Annotated in this window: 17 protein-coding genes and 1 tRNA gene; 10 read left to right on the forward strand and 8 right to left on the reverse strand. The window is 59.0% G+C overall.

Features of this window, described 5'->3' with window-relative positions; genetic code table 11:
- Nucleotides 1-207 precede the first annotated feature (207 nt).
- Together ACB032_RS09110 and ACB032_RS09115 are read left to right on the forward strand one after the other, a co-directional pair.
- The gene (locus ACB032_RS09110) at nt 208-882 is read left to right on the forward strand and encodes a response regulator (RefSeq protein WP_016350040.1); all 675 of its coding nucleotides are present in this window, start codon (nt 208-210) and stop codon (nt 880-882) included.
- On the forward strand, nt 882-2,264 hold the full coding sequence (locus ACB032_RS09115) for an ATP-binding protein (protein WP_029301488.1): 1,383 nt from the start codon (nt 882-884) through the stop codon (nt 2,262-2,264). The genes ACB032_RS09110 and ACB032_RS09115 overlap by 1 nt, the downstream gene beginning before the upstream one ends.
- 302 nt (nt 2,265-2,566) lie before the next feature.
- On the opposite strand, the gene glk is transcribed toward ACB032_RS09115, so the two are convergent.
- A complete protein-coding gene (gene glk / locus ACB032_RS09120) occupies nt 2,567-3,535 on the reverse strand; it encodes a glucokinase (RefSeq protein ID WP_241416497.1) in 969 nt (322 codons plus the stop codon).
- A gap of 346 nt (nt 3,536-3,881) precedes the next feature.
- Between glk and ACB032_RS09125 the strand changes: the two genes are divergently transcribed.
- Together ACB032_RS09125 and pyk are read left to right on the forward strand one after the other, a co-directional pair.
- Entirely contained in the window at nt 3,882-4,739 is an 858-nt protein-coding gene (locus ACB032_RS09125; RefSeq protein WP_039215309.1) for a MurR/RpiR family transcriptional regulator, read from the forward strand.
- Nucleotides 4,740-4,902: 163 nt separating this feature from the next.
- The gene (gene pyk, locus ACB032_RS09130) at nt 4,903-6,342 is read left to right on the forward strand and encodes a pyruvate kinase (protein WP_011705256.1); all 1,440 of its coding nucleotides are present in this window, start codon (nt 4,903-4,905) and stop codon (nt 6,340-6,342) included.
- A 67-nt stretch (nt 6,343-6,409) separates the two neighbouring features.
- Here pyk and ACB032_RS09135 read toward each other — a convergent pair whose 3' ends face one another.
- The 4 genes from ACB032_RS09135 to ACB032_RS09150 form a co-directional block, all read right to left on the reverse strand.
- Complete coding sequence (locus tag ACB032_RS09135; RefSeq protein WP_017408448.1) at nt 6,410-7,456, reverse strand: efflux RND transporter periplasmic adaptor subunit; 1,047 nt, start codon at nt 7,454-7,456, stop codon at nt 6,410-6,412.
- Between the two features lie 15 nt (nt 7,457-7,471).
- Entirely contained in the window at nt 7,472-10,534 is a 3,063-nt protein-coding gene (locus tag ACB032_RS09140; protein WP_241870987.1) for an efflux RND transporter permease subunit, read from the reverse strand.
- 170 nt (nt 10,535-10,704) lie between these two features.
- A complete protein-coding gene (locus ACB032_RS09145; RefSeq protein WP_005298724.1) occupies nt 10,705-13,029 on the reverse strand; it encodes an acyl-CoA dehydrogenase in 2,325 nt (774 codons plus the stop codon).
- A 48-nt stretch (nt 13,030-13,077) separates the two neighbouring features.
- Entirely contained in the window at nt 13,078-13,731 is a 654-nt protein-coding gene (locus tag ACB032_RS09150; protein ID WP_011705252.1) for a TetR/AcrR family transcriptional regulator, read from the reverse strand.
- A gap of 468 nt (nt 13,732-14,199) precedes the next feature.
- Here ACB032_RS09150 and ACB032_RS09155 point away from each other — a divergent pair, with 468 nt between their 5' ends.
- Entirely contained in the window at nt 14,200-14,940 is a 741-nt protein-coding gene (locus tag ACB032_RS09155) for a phosphatase (RefSeq protein WP_371137799.1), read from the forward strand.
- Nucleotides 14,941-15,025: 85 nt separating this feature from the next.
- A tRNA-Thr gene (locus tag ACB032_RS09160) sits at nt 15,026-15,101 on the forward strand.
- Nucleotides 15,102-15,212: 111 nt separating this feature from the next.
- On the opposite strand, the gene umuC is transcribed toward ACB032_RS09160, so the two are convergent.
- Nucleotides 15,213-16,472, reverse strand: coding sequence for a translesion error-prone DNA polymerase V subunit UmuC (umuC, locus tag ACB032_RS09165; protein ID WP_371137800.1), 1,260 nt, complete (start codon nt 16,470-16,472; stop codon nt 15,213-15,215).
- A complete protein-coding gene (gene umuD, locus ACB032_RS09170) occupies nt 16,453-16,896 on the reverse strand; it encodes a translesion error-prone DNA polymerase V autoproteolytic subunit (RefSeq protein ID WP_371137801.1) in 444 nt (147 codons plus the stop codon). Before umuD ends, umuC begins: the two co-directional genes overlap by 20 nt.
- Before the next feature lie 116 nt (nt 16,897-17,012).
- Between umuD and ACB032_RS09175 the strand changes: the two genes are divergently transcribed.
- Nucleotides 17,013-17,201, forward strand: a complete 189-nt coding sequence (locus tag ACB032_RS09175) for a DUF3283 family protein (RefSeq protein WP_371137802.1) — start codon at nt 17,013-17,015, stop codon at nt 17,199-17,201.
- A 44-nt stretch (nt 17,202-17,245) separates the two neighbouring features.
- On the opposite strand, the gene ACB032_RS09180 is transcribed toward ACB032_RS09175, so the two are convergent.
- Nucleotides 17,246-18,163 carry a WYL domain-containing protein gene (locus ACB032_RS09180; RefSeq protein ID WP_371137803.1) on the reverse strand — a complete coding sequence of 306 codons (918 nt, stop codon included), beginning with the start codon at nt 18,161-18,163 and terminating at the stop codon, nt 17,246-17,248.
- Nucleotides 18,164-18,543: 380 nt separating this feature from the next.
- On the opposite strand from ACB032_RS09180, the gene ACB032_RS09185 reads away from it, so the two are divergent.
- The 3 genes from ACB032_RS09185 (at nt 18,544) to ACB032_RS09195 (ending at nt 24,431) form a co-directional block, all read left to right on the forward strand.
- Entirely contained in the window at nt 18,544-19,788 is a 1,245-nt protein-coding gene (locus tag ACB032_RS09185; protein WP_371137804.1) for a hypothetical protein, read from the forward strand.
- Nucleotides 19,789-20,146: 358 nt separating this feature from the next.
- Nucleotides 20,147-23,491, forward strand: coding sequence for a helicase-related protein (locus tag ACB032_RS09190; protein ID WP_371137805.1), 3,345 nt, complete (start codon nt 20,147-20,149; stop codon nt 23,489-23,491).
- Between the two features lie 10 nt (nt 23,492-23,501).
- Nucleotides 23,502-24,431, forward strand: a complete 930-nt coding sequence (locus ACB032_RS09195; RefSeq protein WP_371137806.1) for a DUF4391 domain-containing protein — start codon at nt 23,502-23,504, stop codon at nt 24,429-24,431.
- Nucleotides 24,432-24,495 lie beyond the last annotated feature (64 nt).

Consider the following 24,495-nt stretch of genomic DNA (forward strand, 5'->3'; position numbering starts at 1 on the left):
CAACAAAAAAGCCAGTCAGTGACCCTGACTGGCTTTTTTGTTGGTGCCACTTGGCGGATAAATACCGTTACCGCAATGGATTAGAGGGAATGAACCAATAGGGTGCTGATTCAGTCCCGATACAGCCAGGGCTGTTAGGATCCGGATTGACTCTCCCCGTCATAAGCCCTCTAATTGACAGCCTGGATCCCCATGATCGCGCACCTTATGAAAATATTGTTGGTCGAAGACGACAAGCTGCTCAATCACCACCTCAGCACCCTGCTGACCGAAGCCCAGAATCAGGTACACAGCACCGACAGTGCCCAGGTGGCACTGCATTACGCTGCCGACTATCCCATCGACGTGGCCATCATCGATCTGGGTCTGCCGGACATGGACGGTTTGCAACTCATCCGCCAGCTGCGCGAGCAGCAAATCCCCTTTCCCATCATCGTATTGACCGCGCGCGGCAACTGGCAGGACAAGGTGGAGGGGCTGGAAGCCGGGGCGGACGACTACCTGGTCAAGCCGTTCCAGAAGGACGAACTGCTGGCCCGTCTCAACGCCTTGGTGCGCCGCAGCGCCGGCTTCATCTCCCCCAGGGTCAAGGCCGGCGACTACGAGCTGGATCTATCCCGCAAGGAGCTGACCATCGCCGGCACCCCGGTGGTGCTCACCAGCTTTGAATACCTGATCCTCGAATACCTGATGCGCAACGCCCGCCAGGTGGTCTCCAAGCAGCAGCTGCTGGACCAGCTCTATGGCGATGGCGAGGGAGACCCCAACACCATCGAGGTGATGGTGAGCCGGCTGCGCAAGAAGCTGGATCCGGAGGGGACCATCCAGCCCATCTCCACCATCCGCCGCCAGGGTTACATCTTCAACCTGTCGTGCAACTGATGGACTCTCGTCTGCTGCGCCCCATGCGCTTCATCCGCCGCTCGCTGCACATCAAGCTGATGCTGAGCGCCATGCTGGTCATCGCGCTCATCATGGCCTTCTCGGTCTACATCCTCTATCTGGGTCACACCGAGGAGCAGGCCCAGAAGGCCAGCACCCGCATGCAGGAGAACCTCTCCAAGCTGTTCTCCTCCAAACTGCCGGATGCCCATGCCACCACGGATCTGGGCCGGATCACCCCGGATGCCGTCGACCCCAATCTGGATACCCTGATCTGCCGGGCCGATGGCCAGCTGAGCTGGTCCAGCATGCACATGCCGGAGGTGATCCAGGCCAGGGACACCATCTGCCAGGATCTGATGAAGTATCTGGGCGGGCTGGATCAGGACTACTTCTTCAAGCGCCACACCATCAAGAACGGCGAGAGCTACTTCATCTACAGCCTGCGCTTTTTGCGCAATCACGGCGACGGCCCCACCACCTATTACGTGGTGATGGTCGATTCGGCCAAGCGCTATCTGGCCCAGACCCGCGATTACCTCTACCAGTGCATCCGCCAGGCCCTGCTCGCCTACTCCCTGCTCGGCGCCCTGCTGCTACTCACCAGCTTCTGGAGCCTGGGCTCCCTGCGCACCATGGCGCGCCAGATGGACGAGATCCGGGCCGGCAAGCGGGAGGCCCTCTCCAACGACTATGAGCGGGAGCTGACGCCGCTGACCGAGTCGGTCAACCAGCTGCTGGAGAACGAACGCCAGCAGACCCAGCGCTACCAGCACGCCCTCAACGATCTGGCCCACAGCCTGAAAACCCGGCTGGCGCTGATCCAGATGACGGCGCAGGAGGTCAAGCTGGGGCGCGACATCCACGACAACATCAATGAGCAGATCCTCACCATGGATCAGATCATCCAGTACCAGCTGCGCCGCGCCGTCACCGGCCGCAAGCGCCTCGCCAGCAAGGGCACCGAGCCGGTGCCCCTCATCGAAAAGTTGCTGGCCAGCCTCGCCAAGGTCTATCGCCACAAGAAGCTGCAGACCCGCTTCAAGTTCGATGACGACGTCTTCTTCGCCGGCGAGCAGGGGGACTTGATGGAGTTGATGGGCAACCTGCTCGACAACGCCTTCAAGTTCGCCATCAGCGAGATCAAGGTGACGGTCAGCCGCCGGCTCGACCGGCTGCGGATCGAGATCGAGGACGACGGCCCCGGCATCGACCCCGGCAAGTCGCAGCAGATCTTCCAGCGCGGGGTACGCGCCGACAGCTCCCCCGGCCAGGGCATCGGGCTGGCGGTGGTCACCGAGATCGTGCACAGCTACGGCGGCCAGATCATGGTGGATGAATCCCCGCTCGGGGGCGCCCGCTTCACCCTCGACCTGCCCTGAGCCCATCCCTTCCCACACACTGCGCCTGCCACCCGGCAGGCGCAGTGCATTGCGGGGCAGGCCCATCCTTTCGCAAAGGACGACATCCCCATCCAGCCGGCAAACCGCAGGCATAAAAAAACCGGCCGCGAGGGCCGGTGAAACAGTTCAGGCTTGTCAGGTGACAAACGCACCCAGCGGATGAAGACAAGTCCCAACTCCTTATGGAGCCCTGCCTTCTTGAGTACGTGTTGACACTCTACGCCATGGTCACTGAATCAAGGCTGAACCATGGCCGATCCGTCCCCTGGCAAGCCGCCAGCTTATAACTTGATGCCGAGCGACTGGCGCAGATAGGCGCCGGCGCCGAGCAGACCCGGCCCCTCGTGGGTGATGAGGAAGACAGGGATATCCTTGAGGTAGGATTTGAAACGTCCCTTGTCTTCGAAGGCCACCCGAAAGCCCGAGCCGATGAAGAACTCCTGAAAGCGCGGCACTATGCCGCCAGCGATGTAGACGCCGCCGAAGGTGCCCATGTTGAGCGCCAGGTTGCCGGCAAAGCGGCCCATCAGCACGCAGAACAGGCTCAAGGTACGGCGGCAGTCCAGGCACTCGCCCGCCAGCGCGCGCTCTGTGATGTCCTTGGGTTCGAACGCCTGCGGCTCGCGGCCGTCTGATTTCACCAGACCACGGTAGATGTTGACGAGGCCGGGGCCGGAGAGCAGCCGCTCGGCCGAGACGTGGCCCAGCTCGGCGCGCATCACCTGCAGCACCGCATCCTCTTCTTCGCTGTTGGCGGCAAAGTCCACGTGGCCGCCCTCGCCCGGCAGACTCAGCCACTGCTCGCCGGTGTGCACCAGGTGGGCCACGCCAAGGCCGGTGCCGGCCCCGTAGATGGCGATGGGCTTGCCGGCCACCGGCGCCCCGCCTCCCAGCTGGATGCAGTCAGCCGCGTCCAGCACCGGCACCGCCATGGAGACGGCGGTAAAATCGTTGATCACCTGCAACCGGCTCAGGCCCAGATTGGCCTGCATCTCGCTAATGGAAAACTCCCAGCTGTGGTTGGTCATGGCGACCCAGTCGCCGTTGATGGGGCAGGCGATGGCGATGCAGGCTTCGCCCACCTGCACCTTGTGCTCATCCAGATAGAGGCGAACCACGGCTTCCAGACTGGGATGGGCCAGCCCGGAATAGGTCTTGGCCTGGGAAATGGTGCCGGTTGCCAGCTCGCACAGGGCCAACCGGGCATTGGTGCCGCCTACGTCGCCGACCAGCGCATGGGTATGCTGCATAAAACAACTCCTTCGTTACTGGGGTCGGGGCGGCCGTTACCGTCCCGCACTTATTATTTGGTGCCAATTCTACCCGAGCCCCTCCCGTTGCGGCGCGTTTGATGGGTGCAACTGTGCGCCCGCTCACAGTGTTGTTGCTTTGCAACATTTGTAAGCGCTTTCACGGAATGACTGGAAGTTTGTAACCAAAACAACGAAATAATTAGACATGAGTCATACTTTGCAGGGCCGAGATTAGTTTCGATAAGAGCTTGTCTTGTATAGTCATCAAGTTGATTGGAAACCTGCTTAGCCATGAATTTAGTGCAAAGACACTGAAGCTAAATTACAAAAACGCCTGGTGGTGATGATGAATACCCTTGATAAAATTACTAATAATTTGGAAAGTTTCAGTAAATCAGAGCGTAAAGTCGCCGAGGTCATCCTGGCCTCCCCGCAGACGGCCATCCACTCCAGTATCGCCACCCTCGCCAAGATGGCTGACGTCAGCGAGCCGACCGTCAACCGTTTCTGTCGCCGTCTCGATACCAAAGGCTTTCCCGATTTCAAACTGCATCTGGCCCAGAGCCTGGCCAACGGCACGCCCTATGTGAACCGCCACGTGGAGGCGGAAGACGGGCCCGATACCTATACCGCCAAGATCTTCGAATCCACCATGGCCTGCCTCGATGCCGCCAAGAACAGCCTGGACATCTCCGCCATCAATCGCTGCGTCGATATCCTGACCCAGTCCAAGAAGATCAGCTTCTTTGGCCTCGGCGCCTCCTCCGCCGTCGCCCGCGATGCCCAGAACAAGTTCTTCCGCTTCAACATCCCGGTGGTGAGCTTCGATGACATCGTCATGATGCGCATGAGCTGCATCAACAGCAGCGAAGGGGACGTGGTGGTGCTCATCTCCCACACCGGCCGCACCAAGGCGCTGGTGGAGATTGCCGCGCTGGCCCGCGAGAACGACGCCACCGTGATCGGCATGACTGCCAAGGACTCCCCGCTGGCGCGCGAGTGCAACCTGGTACTCTCCATGGACGTGCCGGAAGACACCGACGTCTACATGCCGATGGCATCGCGCATCGCCCAGCTCGCCCTGGTGGACGTGCTGGCGACCGGTTTCACCCTGCGCCGCGGCATGAAATTTCGCGAAAACCTGAAGAAAGTCAAAGAAGGTTTGCGCGAATCCCGCTTTGATACACCCCACTCTTCGTAAGCAGCGGGGGCCTCGGCCCCCGGCTGTCTCTGCCACCTTCCTTGGTGTAGTATTGTAATTTAGTAACAAAAGCCACCCAGATGGCTTGCAAGCGGGTGCAATGGGTCATGCGCTTGACGGGGCAGTATCTCAAGTCATATCAACTTCAAAACTGGAGTCTTTCATGCCAAGACGTACAAAGATTGTAACCACACTCGGTCCGGCCACCGATCGCGAAGGGATCCTCGAGGGGATCATCCGTGCCGGCGCCGACATGGTGCGGATGAACTTCTCCCACGGCACTGCTGAAGACCACATCCTGCGCGCCAACCAGGTGCGTGACATCGCCGCCAAGCTGGGTCGTCACGTCGCCATCATGGGCGACCTGCAGGGCCCCAAGATCCGTGTTTCCACCTTCAAGGACGGCAAGATCTATCTGGCCGTCGGCGACAAGTTCATCCTCGATGCCGCCCTCGGCAAGGGTGAAGGCTGCCAGGAGCAGGTCGGCATCGACTACAAGAGCCTGCCGGGCGACGTGATCGCCGGCGACATCCTGCTGCTGGACGACGGTCGCGTGCAGTTGAAGGTGGAGCAGGTCGAAGGCACCCGCATCCACACCACGGTCACCGTGGCCGGTCCGCTCTCCAACAACAAGGGCATCAACAAGAAGGGTGGCGGCCTCTCCGCCCCGGCCCTGACCGAGAAGGACAAGGAAGACATCAAGACCGCCGCCCGCATGAACGTGGACTACCTGGCCGTCTCCTTCCCCCGTTGCGGCGATGACCTGCGCTACGCCCGCGAGCTGGCCCGCGAAGCCGGCTCCAACGCCAAAATCGTGGCCAAGGTCGAGCGCGCCGAAACCGTCGCCACCGACGAGGCGATGGAAGACATCATCCTCGGCTCCGATGCCGTCATGGTGGCCCGTGGTGACTTGGGTGTCGAAATCGGCGATCCCGAGCTGGTCGGCGTGCAGAAGAAGCTCATTCGCCACTCCCGTCGCCTGAACCGCGTGGTTATCACCGCCACCCAGATGATGGAGTCGATGATCAACGCGCCGCTGCCGACCCGTGCCGAAGTGATGGACGTGGCCAACGCCGTGCTGGACGGCACCGATGCGGTGATGCTCTCCGCCGAGACCGCCGCCGGTCAGTTCCCCATCGAGACCGTCACCTCCATGGCCAGCGTCTGCGTCGGTGCCGAGAAGCATCCGAGCCTGAACGTCTCCAACCACCGTATGAGCTACACCTTCACTTCGGTGGAAGAGGCCGTCGCCATGTCCACCATGTACGCAGCCAACCACCTGGAAGGGGTCAAGGCGATCGTGGCGCTGACCGAATCGGGCACCACCCCGCTGCTGATGTCCCGCATCAGCTCCGGCCTGCCGATCTTCGCCATGTCGCCGCACAACAAGACCCTGGCCTGGACCAACCTCTACCGCGGCGTCACCCCGGTGCTGTTCGACGGCGACGAGACCAAGCCGGTCTACGAGGTGTGCCGCGACGCGCTGGACGTGCTCAAGGCCAAGGGGCTGCTGCAAAGCGGCGACATGGTGTTGCTGACCCACGGCGACAAGATGGAAACCGTCGGCAGTACCAACACCTGCAAGGTGATGATGGTCGAGTAATCGCCCTTCACCGGCACCAAAACGGCTCCCGCAGGAGCCGTTTTTTTTTATGAGCGAAACCGCCGCCTCAGCCGCGAAACAGTTCGACCTTGTCGCCGTCCTGCAGACTGCCGGCACCGCGTACCACCACCCTGTCCCCCTGCTTGAGCGCCCCGCTCACCGCCACCTGCCGACTGTCGCCGAACAGCACCGTCACCGGCACCCGGTTCACCGTCAGCTCCTCGCCGCGCTGCTCCACCTGATAGACCACGCTCCCCTCGGTGTTGAGCACCAGGGCATCGCGCGGCAGCAGCATGGTCTGCTGCTCCGCCAGCGGCAGCGCCACCCGCACCGGCGAACCGATGATGAAGCGACCCGCTTCGGGCTTGAGGCGCAGCTCGATGAGGCGCGACTTGGGATCGGCGCTCGCCGCCCGCTGGTAATAGACCCCGTGGCCGCTGAGCTGCTCCCCTTCCACCCGCAGCCGGGTCTGGGGCGCCAGCTGGCCGGCCCAGACGATGGGGGCCTGCAGCCGGATGTCGGGCTGATCGGGATTGACCAGCTCCAGCGCCTGCTCGCCGGCATCCACGTGCTCCCCCGGCTGGATGAAGTGGTTGTTCACCACCCCGTCGAACGGGGCGAAGATGTGGCTTCTGCGCAGCTGCTCCTCAATCTGGCGCACCTGTACCCGCGCCAGCCGCTCGGCCAGTTCAGCCTGCTCCACGTCGTAGCGCGCCTTGTCATACTGGCTCTGGGAGGTGCTCTTCTGGCGGTGCAGCGTCGCCAGCCGGCCAAACTCGGCGCGGGCGAAGCGCACGTTGCTCTCCCACTTGGCCTGCTCGGCCTGGGCCTGCTCCAGCGAGAGCCGCAGCGCCGCACTGTCGAGGCGCAGCAGCTCATCCCCCTTGCTGACCCGGCTGCCGAACTCGGCGATCCACTCCACCCGGCCGCTCACCTCGGCGCTGAGCGCCGCCTGCTGGCGGCTCGCCACCGTGCCGCTGACCCAGATGCTGGCCGCCGCCTCCCCCCGGGTCACGTCCGCCAGGGTCACCATCTTGCCCTGGGCCAGCGCGGGGAACACGCCCCCCGCCAGCAGCGCCGCGCCCACTACCATCCTTGTAAAACCGTGTGTCATCGATGAGCTCCTTGCTCAGGCCCGCTGGCGCAGGGCGAGCGGTGATTCGACCCGCTCTCCCAGTCGCAGGAAGGCGGGCAACAGGATCAGGGTAAACAGGGTGCTGCAGCTCATGCCGCCGACGATGACGGTAGCCAGCCCCCGGTAGATTTCACTGCCCTCGCTCGGGCTCAGCATCAGCGGCAGCATGCCGAAGATGCTGGTGAGGCTGGTCATGGCGATGGGCCGCATCCGGCTTTGCAGGGCATCGGCCACCGCCAGCTGGCGGCTCATCCCCTCCCGCTCCGCGGTGCGGGTCTGATGCACCAGCAGGATGGCGTTGTTGACCACCAGCCCCAGCAGAATGACGAAGCCGATGATGGTCAGCAGATCCATCGGCAGCGGCACCAGCAGGCCGCTCAGGTGCAGCGCCAGCACGCCGCCGACGGTGGCAAGCGGCAGGGTCAGCAGCACCAGCACGGCATCCTTGAGGGAGGCAAAGACCCCCCACAACAGGATCAGCAGGATCATCACCGCAAACAGGAAGATGGCCCCCAGGTTGCCCAGCGCCTGCTGCAGGCTGTCGGCATTGCCGGAGACCCGCAGCTCACCGCCGACGGGCAGCAGTGGCCGGATGGCGGCAAAGCTTTTGCTCTGCAGGGTATCGAGCACCTGCTCCATGCTCATCCCCGCCGGGGGCGAGATCTGCAGGCTGATGCTGCGCCGGCCGTCGGCCCGAAAGATGCTGGCCGGCCCCATGTCGTGCTCCACCCGCAGCAGCTCGCCGAGCGGCACGATGCGCCCGGACGGGGTCGCCAGCGGCACCGCCTTGAGCTCGTCCGGGTTGGCCGAGGTCTGCCCCATCAGCATGATGTCGAGCCGCTCCTCCCCGTCGAAATACTCGCCAACCCGCAGCCCGTCGCCGAAGGTCTGGATGATGGCGGGCATGGGCGTGCGATCCCAGCCCACCTCGGCGAGGCGCCTGTCCTGCGGCACCAGCCGCAGCTCAGGGGCGGTGAAATCGAGATCCGGCTGCGGCCTCACCTGGGCACCCGGCAGATCCTGTTTGACGATGGCCATGGCGCCCCGCGCCGCCTGGTAGAGCTCGGCCAGATCGCCCCCCTGCAACAGCAGAGAGATGCCGTTCTCGCTGTCAAAGCCGCCGAACAGCGAGCCCTGACCGCCAAACACCTGGGTGTCGGGGATCCCCACCAGCAGCTGCTTCATCAACAGCTGCTCCAGCACCTTGATCTGATCCTCCTCTTTCGGCCGCACCCCGATCTGGGCGCCGCCCGGGTAGCGCAGGATGTAGTAGTTCTTGAGGGCCGGCTCCCGCTCCCCCTTCATGTAGGGGGCAAGACGGGCGATCAGGGTGTCGATCACCTCCTCGCGCTGGGCCTGCAGGTTGAAACCCGGGGTGAAGTTCATCCAGACATCCACTGCATCGCGCTTCACGTCCGGCAGATAGTCCATCTTCGGCAACAGGGCCCAGGTGGCCAGCGCCGGCAGGCTCATCATCAGGGTGATGACGGTCCAGCGCTGGCGGGAGGTGCCGGTCCAGCGGATCACCCGTCGGGTGGTGCCCTGCCACAGCCCCTCATAGGGATCGATCAGCCGCTCACGCCCCATCCAGCGCGCCGCCACCGCCGGCAGCACGGTCACCGCCACCAGCATGGAGACGCTCACTGCGCAGGCGATGGTGAGCGCCAGATCGGCAAACAGCTGACCCTCCACGTCGTTGAGCAGCAGCACCGGCAGGAAGATGGCGACCGTGGTCAGGGTGGAGGCCACCAGGGCGGTCCACACCCGGCTGGTGCCTTCCAGCGCCGCCTCCGCCTTGCCGAGATCCCCCCGCTCGTGGCGCCGGTAGATGCTCTCTAGCACCACGATGGCGGCATCGAGCACCATGCCCACCGCAAAGGCGATCCCCGCCAGCGAGATGACGTTGAGGGTCCGCCCCAGCACCTTGAGCAGGCAGAAGGTGAGCATGATGCTGATGGGAATGGCGATCGCGATCATCAAGGTCGCCTTGAGCTGGCGCAGAAAGACCCAGAGGATGGCGCAGGAGAGCAGCACGCCGAGCCCCAGGTTGGCGGTCACCATGCCCACCGCCCGGTTGATGTAGAGGGAGGCGTCGAACGACTGCTCCATGTGCAGCCCGACCGGCTCCAGCACCTCGCGGTTGAGCTCGCCCACCTTGAGCTTGATGGCCTCCAGCGCCGCCAGGGCGTTGGCACCGCTCTCCTTGAAGATCTGGGCCGCGATGGCGGTGTTACCGTTCTGGATGCGCAGCACCGGGTTCTCCTCCCGGGCCAACCTGACCTCGGCCACATCACGCAGATAGATGGGCAGGCCGTCGCGCCAGTCCACCACCTTGTCTCCCAGGGTCGCCACGTCGTAGCGGCCGGCAAAGCGCAGCTTGTACTCCCAGCGACCGATGTCGAGGGTACCGGCCGACACGTCCCAGCCGGTGCTGGCCCGGCTGGCCAGTACCGGGATCTCCACCCCCAGCTCGGCGGCGCGGTAAGGGTCGAAGCGGATCTGGATCTGACGCTCGTTGATCCCCTCGATGTCGACCGTCGACACCCCGGGGATGCGCTCCAGCTCCGGCTTGACCCGCGCCTCGATCAGCGCCTGGTGATCGTCGATCTGCCCCTTGGCACCGGGCAGCTGCTGGATGAAGAAGAAGGTGAGGGTGTCGTTGCTGCTGTAGTTGTTGACGTAGGGGCCGCCAATCTTGTCCGGCAGGCCGGAGACCCGGTTCAGGCGGGAGATGACGTCGAGCTGGGCCCGCTGCATGTCGGTGCCGAGGGCAAACTCCAGGTCGATTTCGGTGAAGCCGGGGAAGCTGTTGCTGGTGAGGTTCTTGAGCCCCTGCACCCCCTGCATCTCCTGCTCGATGGGGTCGGTTATCTCCGACTCCATCTCCTGGGGCGAGGCCGAGCGCCAGTCCACCGAGATGTTGAGGTGCGGGCGATCGATGTCGGGAAACAGCTGGATCGGCAGCCCCCGGATGCTGAGCAAGCCCAGCAGAAAAATCAGCACGATCGAGACCGCCACCCAGATGGGGCGTTCGATCGCCGTTTTGGCGAGGTTCATTCACTCTTCCTGAGTTTGTTGTTGTCGGCCATTCCGCTGGCCTTGCTTCCTGCCCCAAGGGTGAGGGGCCATTGCATTAAACTGGAATTAATCGAGGTTGTAAATGCAGGGTTAACAAACAAAAAAACCGGCCATGATGGCCGGTTTCAGGTTCAGGAGTGAGTGCTCTCTCAGGCGGCGTGCACCACCGGATTTTGCTGGGATAATCCCTCCAGCTCGCCCGGGGCGAAGTTGTCCACCTGGATCGCCTCGTAGCGCAGAGCATCGGCGGCCAGCAGCTTGTCCGCCTCGTCCTTGCTCAGGATGGATTGGGACAGCGCAGCGGCAACCAGCTCCGGCAGCGCCAGTTTGCGGGGCAGTTTGCCCTCTTTCTGGGCCTGCACCAGTTTCTTCTCGTAGGGCTGCACCGAGACCATAGCCTGGAAGGCACGCTCCATCAGACCGACCGGATCCGCCTCGTCTTTGCCGACGTAGCAGAGAGCGGTCAGGCGGTCGCGGAACTCGCCCGGCTTCATCATGGCCAGACAGATGGCGTGGCAGCGGTCGTCTGCCGGCATCTTGTAACCGACGCCGAACGGGAACACCACCCGCTTGAGCACGGCACCCACTACCTTGTTCGGGAAGTTCTGGAAGAAGCCCTCGAACGCCTTGCCAATCAGGTAGAGGTTGCGCTCCACCGCATACTGCACGAACGGCAGATCGGAGACCATGCGGCCCTGATCCTCGTAGTGCTTGAGGGTGGCGGAGGCCAGGTAGAGGTGGCTCAGCACGTCACCCAGACGAGCGGAGATCATCTCCTTGCGCTTGAGATCGCCACCCAGCATCAGCATGGAGACGTCGGCGCACAGCGCCAGCCCTTTACTCATGCGAGAGAGCTGCTTGTAGTAACGGGCGGTTTCACCGGCCACCGGCGCACTGTTGAACTGGCCCAGGGTCAGCCCCTGGAACAGGGAACCGAAGAAGTTGCCGGCACCAAACGCGATGTGCTTCATCAGCAGGGCGTCAAACTTCTCGAGACCGCGCTCCACGTCGGTGTCAGCCGCCGCTTCCAGCTCGGCAAACACGTACGGGTGGCAGCGGGTGGCACCTTGCCCGAAGATCATCAGGTTGCGGGTCAGGATGTTGGCCCCCTCCACCGTGATGGCCACCGGAATGCCCATGTAGGCGTAGCCTGTGTAGTTTTTCGGGCCCAGCTGGATGGCACGGCCGGCGTGGATGTCCATGGAGTCATCCATGATCTGGCGCGCCATCTCGGTCATGTGGTACTTGGAAATCGCGGTGACGATGGCCGGTGCCTGACCCAAGTCCAGGGAACCTGCGGTCATGCGGCGGGCCCCTTCCAGCTGATAGGTGAGGCCGCCGATGCGGGCCAGCGCTTCCTGCACCCCTTCAAACTTGCCGATGGACATGCCGAACTGCTTGCGCACGTAGGAGTAGGCGCCCACGGTGCGGCTCGCCATGTGACCGCAAGCGGTGCCCAAGGCAGGCAGCGAGATGCCGCGACCGGCGGAGAGGCACTCCACCAGCATGCGCCAGCCACGACCGGCGTAATCCGGGCCACCGATGATCCAGTCGAGCGGAATGAACACATCCTTGCCGAAGGTCGGGCCGTTCAGGAACGCCAGACCCATGGGGTAGTGGCGATCGCCGACGCGCACGCCCGGGTGGCTGGTGGGGATGAGCGCGCAGGTGATGCCCAGCTCTTCCTTGTCACCCAGCAGTTTTTCCGGGTCATAGAGTTTGAACGCCAGCCCCAGCACGGTGGCGCGTGGCGCCAGGGTGATGTAGCGCTTGTTCCAGTTGAGGCGAATACCCAGCACCTCTTCACCCTTGTGCATCCCTTTGCAGACGATCCCCTTGTCCGGGATGGCGCCGGCATCGGAGCCCGCTTCCGGCCCGGTCAGGGCGAAGCAGGGCACCTCTTTGCCATTGGCCAGCCCCGGCAGCCAGAAATCTTTCTGTGCCTGGGTGCCGTAGTGCATCAGCAGCTCGCCCGGGCCAAGGGAGTTCGGCACCATGACGGTGACCGCCACGCTCAGGCTCTTGGTGGCAATGCGGGTGACGATGGTGGAGTTGGCAATCGCCGAGAATTCACGGCCGCCGTAGGATTTCGGGATGATCAGGGAGAAGAAGCCTTCCTTCTTCAGATAGTCCCAGACCGGCTCCGGCAGGTCTTTGGTTTCGTTGACGATCTTGAAGTCGTCGACCATGGCGAGCAGGGTTTCGACCTGGTTGTCGATGAAGGCCTGCTCCTCTGCGGTCAGCTCGGCTTTACCGTAGCCGTGCAGCTTTTTCCAGTCGGGGTTGCCGCGAAACAGCTCCCCATCCCACCAGACGGAGCCGGCTTCCATGGCCTCCCGCTCGGTGGCAGACAAGGGCGGCAGTATCTTCTTGAAGATGCCGAACACCGGGCGGGTGACCACCTTTTTACGGATGGAGGGCACGCCGAGCACGACGGCTATCGCCAGCACCAGCAGGATAAGCAATGTGATCATACTCAAGTTCCTTCTATTTCACTGTTTCCGTTGATTTATTGTTGGTTGTTACACGGCCAGGGAGAGCCTGGTCGACTCCACGGGCGCCCCGACACCGGACGCCAGATAAGGAATGACGTTGCGTACCAGCCCCTCCACATCGAGCTGCTGGCCGAAATCGGCCTGGGCGATGTCGCGCAGCGCATCGGCCGAGGCCATGGTGAACACGACGGTGCCCAGGGTGAAGTGCAGGCGCCAGAACAGATCCGCCGGCGACAAGGCCGGGTTGGCCTTGGAGATGGCCTGGGTGATCCGCTGCAAAATGGGGCCGTAGTGGGCAGTGATGAAGCGGCGCAAGTGGCCCTGGCTATCGATGTAGCCACGCCCCAGCAGCTGCATGAAGATGGCCGGGCCGTTGGTGCGCACCGCCACCAGCTTCATCAGCGGGTCGACGAAACTCTCGAACACCTGCAGCAGGGTCAGCTGCTCCTGCGCCATCAGGGTATGCAGGCGTGCATCCAGCTCGGGCATGAACAGGCTCAGATAGCGATCGAGCACCGCCTGGATCAGCTCCTTCTTGGAACCGAAGTGGTAGTTCACCGACGCCAGGTTGACATCGGCCTCGCTGGTGATCAGACGCAAAGAGGTATCGGCGAACCCCCGTTCGGCAAACAACACCTCGGCGGCATCGAGAATGCGGTTTTTGGTATCGATTTTACTCACAGGACACCTCACTTAAACGAATGTTTAAAAAGTACGTTTCACAACCTTTTGTGTCAAGAGAATGTGAACGAGTGTTAGTGAAATGTTTTTGTTGAAAATGGGAAACAAGGCGGGAACTTCACGGACGAATCGGACTCTATATCTATGCCACTGCAATTAAACATTAAGTCTCGCCCAACCTGCTTCATGCTAGTTGGGCATTTTTTTGCCCGTTACCCGCGCAGCGCGCTGGCAAACAGGCAAAAAAAACCGTCGCAGGGCGCGACGGCGGGGAAATGAGGTTGCACCATCCTGATCCAACCCATCGATGCGAGTTCAGGCTTTCATCGATGACGCCATCATGACCGCCAAGCGTGTTCAAACTTTGTCAGCCAGACCCCAATTTGTGACAAAGTATGACAAGCCACGACATGGTCTCGACCCGCCGCCTTTGCTATGCTGGCGCCTCACGCCAGAGGGGAAGATAAGATGAAGTACACGGTCGATACCCACACCCACACCGTCGCCAGCACCCACGCCTACAGCACCATTCACGACTACCTGCCCATCGCCAAGGCCAAGGGGATCAAGCTGTTCGCCACCACGGATCATGGCCCCGACATGGCGGACGCCCCCCACTTCTGGCACTTCGTCAATCTGCACGTGTTGCCACGGGTGGTCGACGGGGTCGGCATCTTGCGCGGCATCGAAGCCAACATCAAGAACATCGATGGCGAGATCGACTTCCCCGAGCGCTACGAGTCGCGGCTCGACATGATCATGGCGGGCTTTCACGAGCCGGTGTTCCCCCCCTGCGACCAGGCCACCCACACCCAGGCCATGATCAACGCCATCAAGAGCGGCCGGGTCGACATGATAAGCCACCCCGGCAATCCCGCCTTCCCCATCAATATCCAGGCCGTGGTCAAGGCGGCGGCAGAGTATCGGGTAGCGCTGGAGCTCAACAACTCCTCCTTCAGCCACTCCCGCCCGGGCAGTGAAGGCAACTGCCGCGCCATCGTCGAGGCGGCGCGGGACATGGGTGCCTACCTCACCTTCGGCTCCGACTCCCACGTGGCCTTCAGCCTCGGGGATTTCGAGCACTGCCACCGACTGGTCACCGAGGCCGGCTTCCCGGCAGAGCGGATCCTGGCGCGCTCCCCCCGTGCGCTGCTCGATTTTCTCGAAAGCCGCGGCCGGGCCCATATTCCGGAGTTCGCCGACCTCTGACATTGGCCGTAACTCCATGAGCCCACTCATAAAACTGAGTACAGCTCATTGACTTGCCCCGCTGTTTTCGGGAATCTAGTGGCACGCCGGTATAGCTCAGTTGGTAGAGCAGCGCATTCGTAATGCGAAGGTCAGGAGTTCGATTCCCCTTATCGGCACCATATAAAACAAAGGGTTAGCTTCTATGTGAGGCTGGCTCTTTGTGCTTTTTGGCTTGGGGTACCACGTGGGGTACCACATCTAGCAAACGGTAGGCACATTACTGTATCCACTTACTTGGCCACCGGTAGGTCCTCCCAGCGGGTGGTGTAGCAGGGACTCAGGTGCTCTTGTCGCATCATCCACTCAGGCGACCCCGTACCTTGGCTGGCAAAGCCTACGCGCCCCAATCCCTTGGCTTTGATCTGATCCATCACTGCCATCAGCGCGTCCGATTGAGCGGAGGACGGGGCAAACAGATCGGCCTGTTGCTGCCCCTTGGGGGTGAACTCACTCAGCATGACGCCCCCCTTCTGATAGCGGTAACCGTCGCGCCAAATCTGCGGTAGCAGCACGTTCACTTGCTGCAGCAGCAACCGAGTATCATCGCTAGGGCAAACCAGCCGGACGGCAGCCTGCTCACTGTAGTAAGGCGCTCGTTCGTCAAAGGGGCTGGTTCGCACGAACAGGTGCACCCGCTGGCAATACATCCCCTCGGCCCGCAGCTTCTCGGCTGCGCGAGCCATAAAGCCTGACAACGCTTGGGCCATTTCTCCACGGTCAGTCACGCGCTCACCAAAGGAACGGCTCGAGAGGATCTGCAGCTTCGCCGCCGGTTCAACGGTCAGCTCTGCGCAAGGCAGGCCACGCAGCTCCTGTACGATCCGCTCGACCACCACGCCGTATTGGGCGCGTAACCTTTTGGCATCGCTAGCCACCAGGTCAGCAACGGTGTTGATGCCTTGTGCCACCAACTTAGCTCCCAAGCGCCGTCCTATGCCCCACACCTCGTCCACCGGGGTGATAGCCATCAGCTGGGCACGGCGCAGCTCGTCACGCAAATCCACGACGCCGCCCGTGGCAGGCCAGTTCTTGGCGGCGTAGTTGGCCAGCTTGGCGAGGGTCTTGGTGAGGCCGATCCCGACCCCTACCGTGAGGCCGGTCCACTGCCACACTCGCTGCCGGATCTGTTGCCCATAGGCTGTCAGGTCCCCGGCAAACGACTCTGACAGTGACAGGAATGCTTCATCGATAGAGTAGACCTCCAGCTCGGGGGCCATGGTCTCCAACGTGCTCATCACCCTGCCAGACATATCGCCATAGAGCGCGTAGTTGGAGCTGAATGCCACACCGCCATGCGCCTCGAACTGCTCGCGGATCTTGAAGTAAGGCCCGGCCATCTTGATACCCATCGCCTTGGCTTCGGGGCTGCGCGATACCACGCATCCATCGTTGTTGGAGAGCACAACGATCGGGCGGCCACGCAGCTCAGGGCGAAACAGCCGCTCACAGCTGGCGTAGAAGTTATTTACATCAACGAGCGCGATGGCCATCACGCTGCCTCAGATTGCCAATCACATGGGTGACTACTCCGAACAGCTCCAGGGAGAGGCTCATGCAAGGGTCGATAGGCGCGAACGCCGGATTGGCGGGCAGCAGCCGCAGCCTCGGCTTGAGCTGCAAGGTCTTTACCGTGAAGCCGCCGTCAAGCAGTGCAATTACCACATCACCATGGCGCGGGGTCAGGCTCTTATCGACTACCAGCAAGTCACCGAGAAAGATGCCGACCCCGGTCATGCTCTCCCCCTCGGCACGCAGATAGAAGGTTGCTGTAGGGTGCGACACGCAGTGGGTGTTGAGGTCCAACTTCCCTTCCAGATAGTCGCTGGCTGGGCTGGGAAAGCCGCAAGAGGCGCGGTGCAAGAACAGCGGGATGGTCACCTCGGCGGGTGATGGGTCTGGGGTTAACAGCTTCATGGCAACAATACCTGTATTTAAATACAGGCATTATACCGCACCACCTTTGAACCAGCGCAAGTCCCGCATGTCAGCGATGCCGTACCATGGTGCCAATAGATAACAAAAATGTCAGTATGAGTAACCATCTGTGTGCCCTACCGAAAGAGCAGCAAGAACGGGTCGAGGTCGAGAAGGCAGCCGCATATGCGGTATGGAAGGAGCGCAACGGTCACTTGGCCAGCGCAAAAAGCGAAGCAAGCCAGCATAAGGGTGAGCTGAGCAGCTACTTTCTTGAGCAAGTAAGTAGGTACAAACGGGGCTAGCCTTCCTGTAGCCATGTTTTTATTCTGGGAACACCTTAAGTCCCTTAACTCTCGCGCAAATCTGGGCTTCGGAGCTTGAAGATGCAGCCCTTGGCTACCAACTCGTCCCGGTTTGCCAGCACCAGCGGGTAGAGCAGCGGATACTGTCCATGATCGCCGTTATAGCTCACTTGCATGCGCTCCAGCGCGTAATGCATCAAAGGGATGCGCTGGTTGAGCTGCAGCTTGCCATCTGGCATGGCATAGTCACTGGCAATGATGGCCTGTTGCCCTGCGCTGAGGGTTGGATTGGGGATGACCACCGCAGTGACCTGGGTGTTCCACTCAAGATCCTGATCCCGGCCGTGAGGGGAGGTATCCAGTAGCTCAGGTTCCCCACGAAACCGGCTCATCACAAAATCCAGATATACCCCTTTCTTCTCGCAGTAAGCGCGCACGTGCCAGCGGATCCCGTCATAGACCAGGGTATGGGGCACGATATTGCGGCCGCTCTGCTCCTCTGAGCTGAGGGATACGTAATCGACATCGACCCGCAACTGACCGCGAGCCGCTTGCACCAGACCCCGCACAATCTTGGGGTCGATATGGCGGTTGGGTACATCCAAGATCTCGATATGGCCGTAGCGCAAATCCATCAGCGGCAGGGTCAACAGCCCCGCTTCATGTTGGCGTTGGTGCTGTTTTTCACGATGTAACAGCATCAGGTACTCATCTACTTTTCCTTCACTAAATCGCGGCACAAATTGCTCGGTGGGCTTGTATCCCTTCAGGCTTCGGTCATAGATCAACCCTTCTGGTGAGTAGTATGTCAGGTAGTGATTGATATCCCGTGATGCTTGCTGGCGGCCGATATTGAAGGCTGTCATTAGGTGATTGGTGGTCAGCCGTCCTTCCCATTGCAACACGATCTCTAGCAGGCGAAAGCGCAGGGTCTGATCCCAAGTGAGCTCTCTGGGGGTCATATGTGCTCCAAAATGCGACATGTGTATGTAACCAGTATCGGCATGAGTATACAGGCGACATATACTGAGTTAATCACAGTGTGGTGAAAAAGATTGTGCTGTCTGTACCACGTTCTACCAGCATATTGCCGAAGTGCAGCTCAACTTCGGTTGCTCTCACAATCACAAGGTCATGCTAGGCTTTGCTGCCAGGCCCTATACCTCAAGGCTTTCGGGATGGTGTAGTACGATTAGGTGTATTTATTTAGTACAAGGGTACCAAGTAGATGAACGCGGTAGAGACTCAAAGGGGGTAGGTGAAGGGATAAGACAGAGGACGTTGCCACTCTATTCTGCGGCTTACCAGAAATGAAGGTTGAGCTTATTCAGGTGACCGGTTGATGGACTTTCAGAATAAAATACCCTTCGCAATTAAGACCGAGACCGGTGCGATTGTCTCGGTCGATGATGTTGAAAGAGGACTTACAGCCGGTTGTCATTGTCCCAGTTGTAAAGGATTGCTCGTTGCCAGAAAAGGTGAGCAAAACCGCCACTGCTTCGCGCATTACCGTGATAGCAAGGAAAAATGCGTCTACGCCTTTGAAACCAGTGTTCGGTTGATGCTGCGCTCTAAGCTGGAAAGTGTAGTGAAGCTCAATACCCCTGCCCATTACACCTCGTTTGATGGGGTCAAGGAACTGGTTGCTAAGGCCCATGCTGATATAGGCGTTCAATTTGTTCCGCAAGCAGAGACCCATGCTGTTCCGGCAGGGTTATTTCAGTTGATGTCCCGACCAGACTTCCACCTTGCCTTACACTTTCCTGCCGCGCATGAGCCTGTAGGGTTGTACCCGCTGTGGCTTGGGCGATTCATTGCCAAACATCCAAAAACAGGTGTTTTGGCTGTTCGTTATAGCCAATTTGGCGACCGGATGTTCGATAAGTCTCGCCCGGCAGGGATGGACACGACGACTTTGATGCTGACGATTCTCAGCGAAAATCCCAACTGCCTGCATTGGCTCTATCACCCACGCGAGGAGATGGCGCGGGTCGCCCTGGAGCAGCTTGCCGAACAACGACGGCAAGAAGCAGAGGAGAAAGCCAGACGGCAGCAACTAAAACAGGAACAACTGGAGGAAGCGCGGCGTCAGTATGAGGCAAAGCAAAGGATGCAACGCGAGCACCAAGCGGCGATTACGGCTCAGATGAGATTGGCTGAACAGGAGCGCGCCGCCCAGAGAGCACGGGACTATGCCGCACGGGCTGCGCAAGACAGCGACAAGACCAGCAATGGAGGGCCGTATCCACGCTCTACGCCGACCGCGTGTCGTAATTGCCAACTACAGCACCAACGCCTTGATGCTGACGGCTACTGCTATCGCGAGGTTTGCATCAGATCTCGTGCGAAACGAATAGCAAGAGCAGAAAAGGCAGAAGCGTCTACACGGTATTCCTACGCCAGCATGCGAGGTGGCGCAAATGTAAACAGCACTCCCCAGAAACAGACCAACCCCGTTGCCAGTCCGCAACCCGTGAGCGACACGCAACGCCAGTGGTACTCCTCTATCAAACCGGGTTCCTGCCCTTACTGCGGGGGTGATAGAGGCAATGGCCCGAATGGCTGGTGGTGTGAGAAATGTAAATAACTCTCAGAAATCCAATATACCACCGCATTGGCGGTATCTTTTCGGTTCTTCACTGGTTCATGTGGACAAGCTCATTGACGGTCAGGAAAGCTGCTAAATCGGAGTTACCACACCATCACGGTGTCCGATGAGACAGATCAAGTCAAATTCGTTAAAATAAGCCCATTTATCTGAACGTGCGTAAATCTTCGTTCTTCTAGGGGGATTCCAGTACGGTTACATAAGTTGTTGTAGCCAAAGCCAAAAAGAAGCGGTAGCGAGTGATAAAACCAACCGAAAAGCCGTATTTTAATCGACGCTTACACTGAAAATCCTAGTTCTGCGCCCATCGACCCATTCCTGAAACCAAGATCACAACATGCTAATTGATAACGTAACGAACAAGGTCGCCGATATCCTGACTGAGGCCGTGGAACAAGGTGACAAGCTGTCCGTGATGACAGGGCTTTTCTCTATCTATGCCTTTGATCATCTGAAATCCTCACTGGGTAAAGTGGAATCTGCTCGTCTGCTGTTCTCACAAGCTAAAGGGTTCGAGCTGCTACCTGATGAGATGAAAGGCTCCCCTTTTGGCAGCCTTAACGGCGGTAAGTTAGAGACCAAGTTTCGCAACCAGCTCAATCAAAAAGCCATTGCCCAGGAGTTTGCCAACTGGCTTGAAGAGAAAGCAGCTGTGCGTCTGGTCGAGCAAGCGGGGGCTGTGAGCCAGCACATCACCCATGTGGAACAGAGCGAAACCGCCATTCTGGGTGCCCAGTTTAATGGTCAAGGGTTGGGGTTAACCCAAACCAGCTGCTTTGACATGATTAGCTTGGCCAAAGCCGAACAGGCTCGTGAGTTGCTTGGTTTCTTCAATCGGGTGTGGGGTAGCACAGCGCAGGTCAAAGAAGCCAAAGCACAACTGCAGGCCGAGCTATCCAAACTGACGGCGGATCAAACGCCACAGTTTGTCTACTTCATCACCCTGTACAACATCTTTAAAGACTTCATTGGGGATCTTCAGGAAGACAAGATCATTAAAACCAAGACCGGTTTTAAAGAGAGCTTGGTTTGGAACAAGCTGTACAAATTCCAGCGTGACGGCGTGCTGGGGGCTATCGAAAAACTGGAGAAGTTTAACGGCTGTATCATCGCTGACAGCGTCGGCTTGGGTAAGACCTTTGAAGCGCTGGCCGTGATCAAGTATTACGAGCTACGTAACGACAAGGTACTGGTACTGTGCCCGAAAAAGTTGCGGGATAACTGGCTCATCTATACCCAGAACGACAAACGTAACCTGCTGGCCAATGACCGTTTTGGTTATGACGTGCTCAACCATACCGATATGAGCCGTACCCGTGGCTATTCGGGTGATATCAATCTGGAAACCATCAACTGGGGTAACTATGACCTGGTGGTGATTGATGAGTCCCACAACTTCCGTAACAACAACCCCAAAAAAGAGGGGCGCAATCGTTACCAGCGTCTGCTGGAAGACATCATTAAGGCTGGTGGCAGAACTAAAGTGCTGCTGCTGTCAGCAACCCCGGTGAACAACCGTTTGAATGACCTAAAAAATCAGGTCGCATTCATTACCGAAGCCAATGATCAAGCCTTGGCCGAACATGGCATTAACAGCATTGAAAGCACATTGCGTAATGCGCAAGCCCGCTTTACCAAGTGGGCAGAGCAAGACCCAGAGGTGAGAACGACTCAAGATCTGCTGGATACCATGAACTTCGATTACTTCAAGTTACTGGATATCTACACCATTGCCCGTTCACGCAAGCATATCGAGAAATATTACGGCACTGCAGATATCGGCAAGTTTCCCACCCGGTTGCTGCCCATCAACTTAAAAGCCGCTATCGATCGCCAGGATCAATTTCCACCGCTAGAAGAAGTCAACAAGACTATTCGCCGTTTGTCCTTGGCCTTCTACTCGCCAATGAAGTATGTGCGTATGGACAAAAAGGCCGAATACGCTCGCCGTTATGATCATGAACTCAAGGGCCGCAAAGGGGTATTCAAGCAGGTTGACCGAGAAGAGAGCCTGATCCACCTCATTCGCATTAATCTGCTTAAGCGGATGGAAAGCTCCATTCACTCCTTTGCGCTCACCTCTGCCAAGGTGCTGGCTCAGGTGGAGGCACTACTGGATAAGATCCACCACTTCAACGGCAACATAGCACCGACGTTCACCAGTGATCTGACGGAAGAGTTTGTTGCCCCGCCGATTGAAGAGATTGATGATCTGGAGTTTGAATCGCCGGAGCTTGCCCCCTATCTTATCGGCAACAAAACCAAGGTGCGGATCCAAGATCTCGACCTGGTGCGTTTTGCCCAAGATCTGGAGGCCGACCGTATATTTCTGCGAGAGATAGTCCACGTCGCCAAGCAGATAGATGCCAAGCGGGATGCCAAGTTAGATTTGCTCAAGCAGGCTTGCCTGCAAAAGTGCCAGCAGCCCATCAATGGCCACAACAAGAAGATCATCATCTTCACCGCGTTTGCCGATACAGCGGAATACCTGTACAGCCAGATGGCACCATGGGCAATGCAAGAGTTAGGGCTGCATTCAGCCTTGATCACCGGTCAACGGACTGATACCACCCTCTGTGCACCTGCAGCTCACGGTAAGGTGGGCAAAAAGCTCAAAGCAGATCTCAACAGCTTGCTGACCCACTTTTCACCCCGTTCCAAAGAGCGTGCCAAGGTGTATCCCGAGTTCAGCGAAGAGGTGGATATCCTGATCGCCACCGACTGCATCTCGGAAGGCCAAAACCTGCAAGATTGCGATTATCTGATTAACTACGACATTCACTGGAACCCGGTGCGCATCATTCAGCGCTTTGGTCGAATCGACCGTTTAGGCTCGGTAAACGACGTGATTCAATTGGTAAACTTTTGGCCAAACATGGAGCTCGATGAATATATCAACCTCGAAGCCCGCGTCAGTGGCCGCATGGTGCTATTGGATATCTCTGCCACGGGTGAAGAGAACCTGATCGAGACCAATACCGAGCAGGATCTGAAAAATAGCAAAGGGATGAACGATCTGGAGTACCGTCGCAAACAGCTGCAACAACTGCAAAATGCGGTAGTGGACCTGGAAGATATTTCTGGCGGGGTGTCGATTACTGACCTGACATTGAACGATTTTCGCATGGATCTTGCGGGCTTTTTCAGTGATACAGGCCAAACGCAGTCTGATCACTCCCCTCAGACCCAGCAAGCGTTGCTGGAGCAAGCGCCGATAGGCTTATTTGCGCCGGTGGTATTATCCAGCGCATTTGCCAAAGTGCAGGATGAGGTCCAATCAGGGGTGATTTTCTGCCTTAAAGACATCCAGGGCAAAGTACAGGTCGATGCCAGTTACCCGCTTGCCCCTTATTACCTGGTCTATGTGTCGGATGAACAAGAGGTGTTGCTCTCTTTTACGCAGTCCAAGCAGATCCTGGATTTATGCAAAAAGCTGGGCTCAGAGCTCACGCAGGTTGCACAATCGCAGGATGCCTACCACGCCTTTGCACACCGCACTCGCGGCGGACTCCATATGAAACACTATCAGGCCTTGTTGAGCAAAGCGGTGGAGAGTATCGCCGGCAAGAGTGAAGAGATAGGCGCTGTCAGTTTGTTTAGTCGTGGTGGTACCGTGCTGTCAGCAGCGAGCGCTCAGACCGTTAATGATTTTGAAGTGATCAGCTACTTGGTGATCCTGTAGGAACGTGCCAGTGATAAATACCGCTCCCCCTAACACCATCGACCAGCTGTTTACGGCAGTATTTAGCAGCGATCTGTCATTAGCCGATGCGCTGTATCGCAATATGGCGCTGCCAGAAGCGGCTTTTCTGGGCACCCGCATCACTAAAAAGATGCTTAACGATTCCGCCAGTCTTAATGGCATAGCGTTAAGTGCGCAGGAAAAAAAACTGATTAGCGATGTGATCCAGTCCATCGAGTGGCGCTATACCCTCAAGCCCGACACCGTCAATATCGCCGCTTGGGTGACCGATCAGCTGGACTATGCCGAAGTGGCGTTGCTACATGTGCGCCTAAAACCGCAGCCAACGGCCAGCGACAATCAACAACATACCAGTTTTACCAAGCTGGCCAACTTGTTGCACAAGCTGATCCCCTACCCGTTGCTGGTGGTCGCCGAACAGGGGGAGGTGTTAGCCTTAAGCCTGGCCGATAAGCGCATCAATCAGGCGGATAAAACCAAGTGTGTGGTTGAGCATGTTTACCACACCCCCTGGTTTACCCCGCACCACATCAGCGCCGAGCAACAGGCGTTTCTGCTCGACTTCTCCCTGAGAAATGCTGCCAACCTCAATTACTACGCCTTATATCAAGATTTGATCGCCATGCTGATTGCGCTGCAAACCAGCACGATTTCAGGCCGCTATTTTGCCAAAAACCAAGCTCTCCAGCACGTGCAAGCAGTTGCGCACTCCGCACAACCTTCGCTGGGAGTCAGTGTGGCGGACCAGTCAAATAGTGAGAAAATGGCGCTGTTAAAACAGCTGGCAAGTCTGGAGGCGGAGCTGAATACCATCCGCAACAAGCTTAAAAAAGAAACACAGATGAACACCAGGTTGCGGCTTAATGTTGAGGCCCGCCAGCTCAAGCTGACGATGGCAGGCATTAAAGCTCAGCTTTAAAAACGGTTATGATTCAACCCGATATTTATTATTAAAACCAACGTCAACGTGACGATAGGAATAA

Origin of the sequence: Aeromonas sp. S5(2024), from assembly GCF_041403025.1 — a bacterium.
Taxonomy (GTDB): domain Bacteria; phylum Pseudomonadota; class Gammaproteobacteria; order Enterobacterales; family Aeromonadaceae; genus Aeromonas; species Aeromonas hydrophila.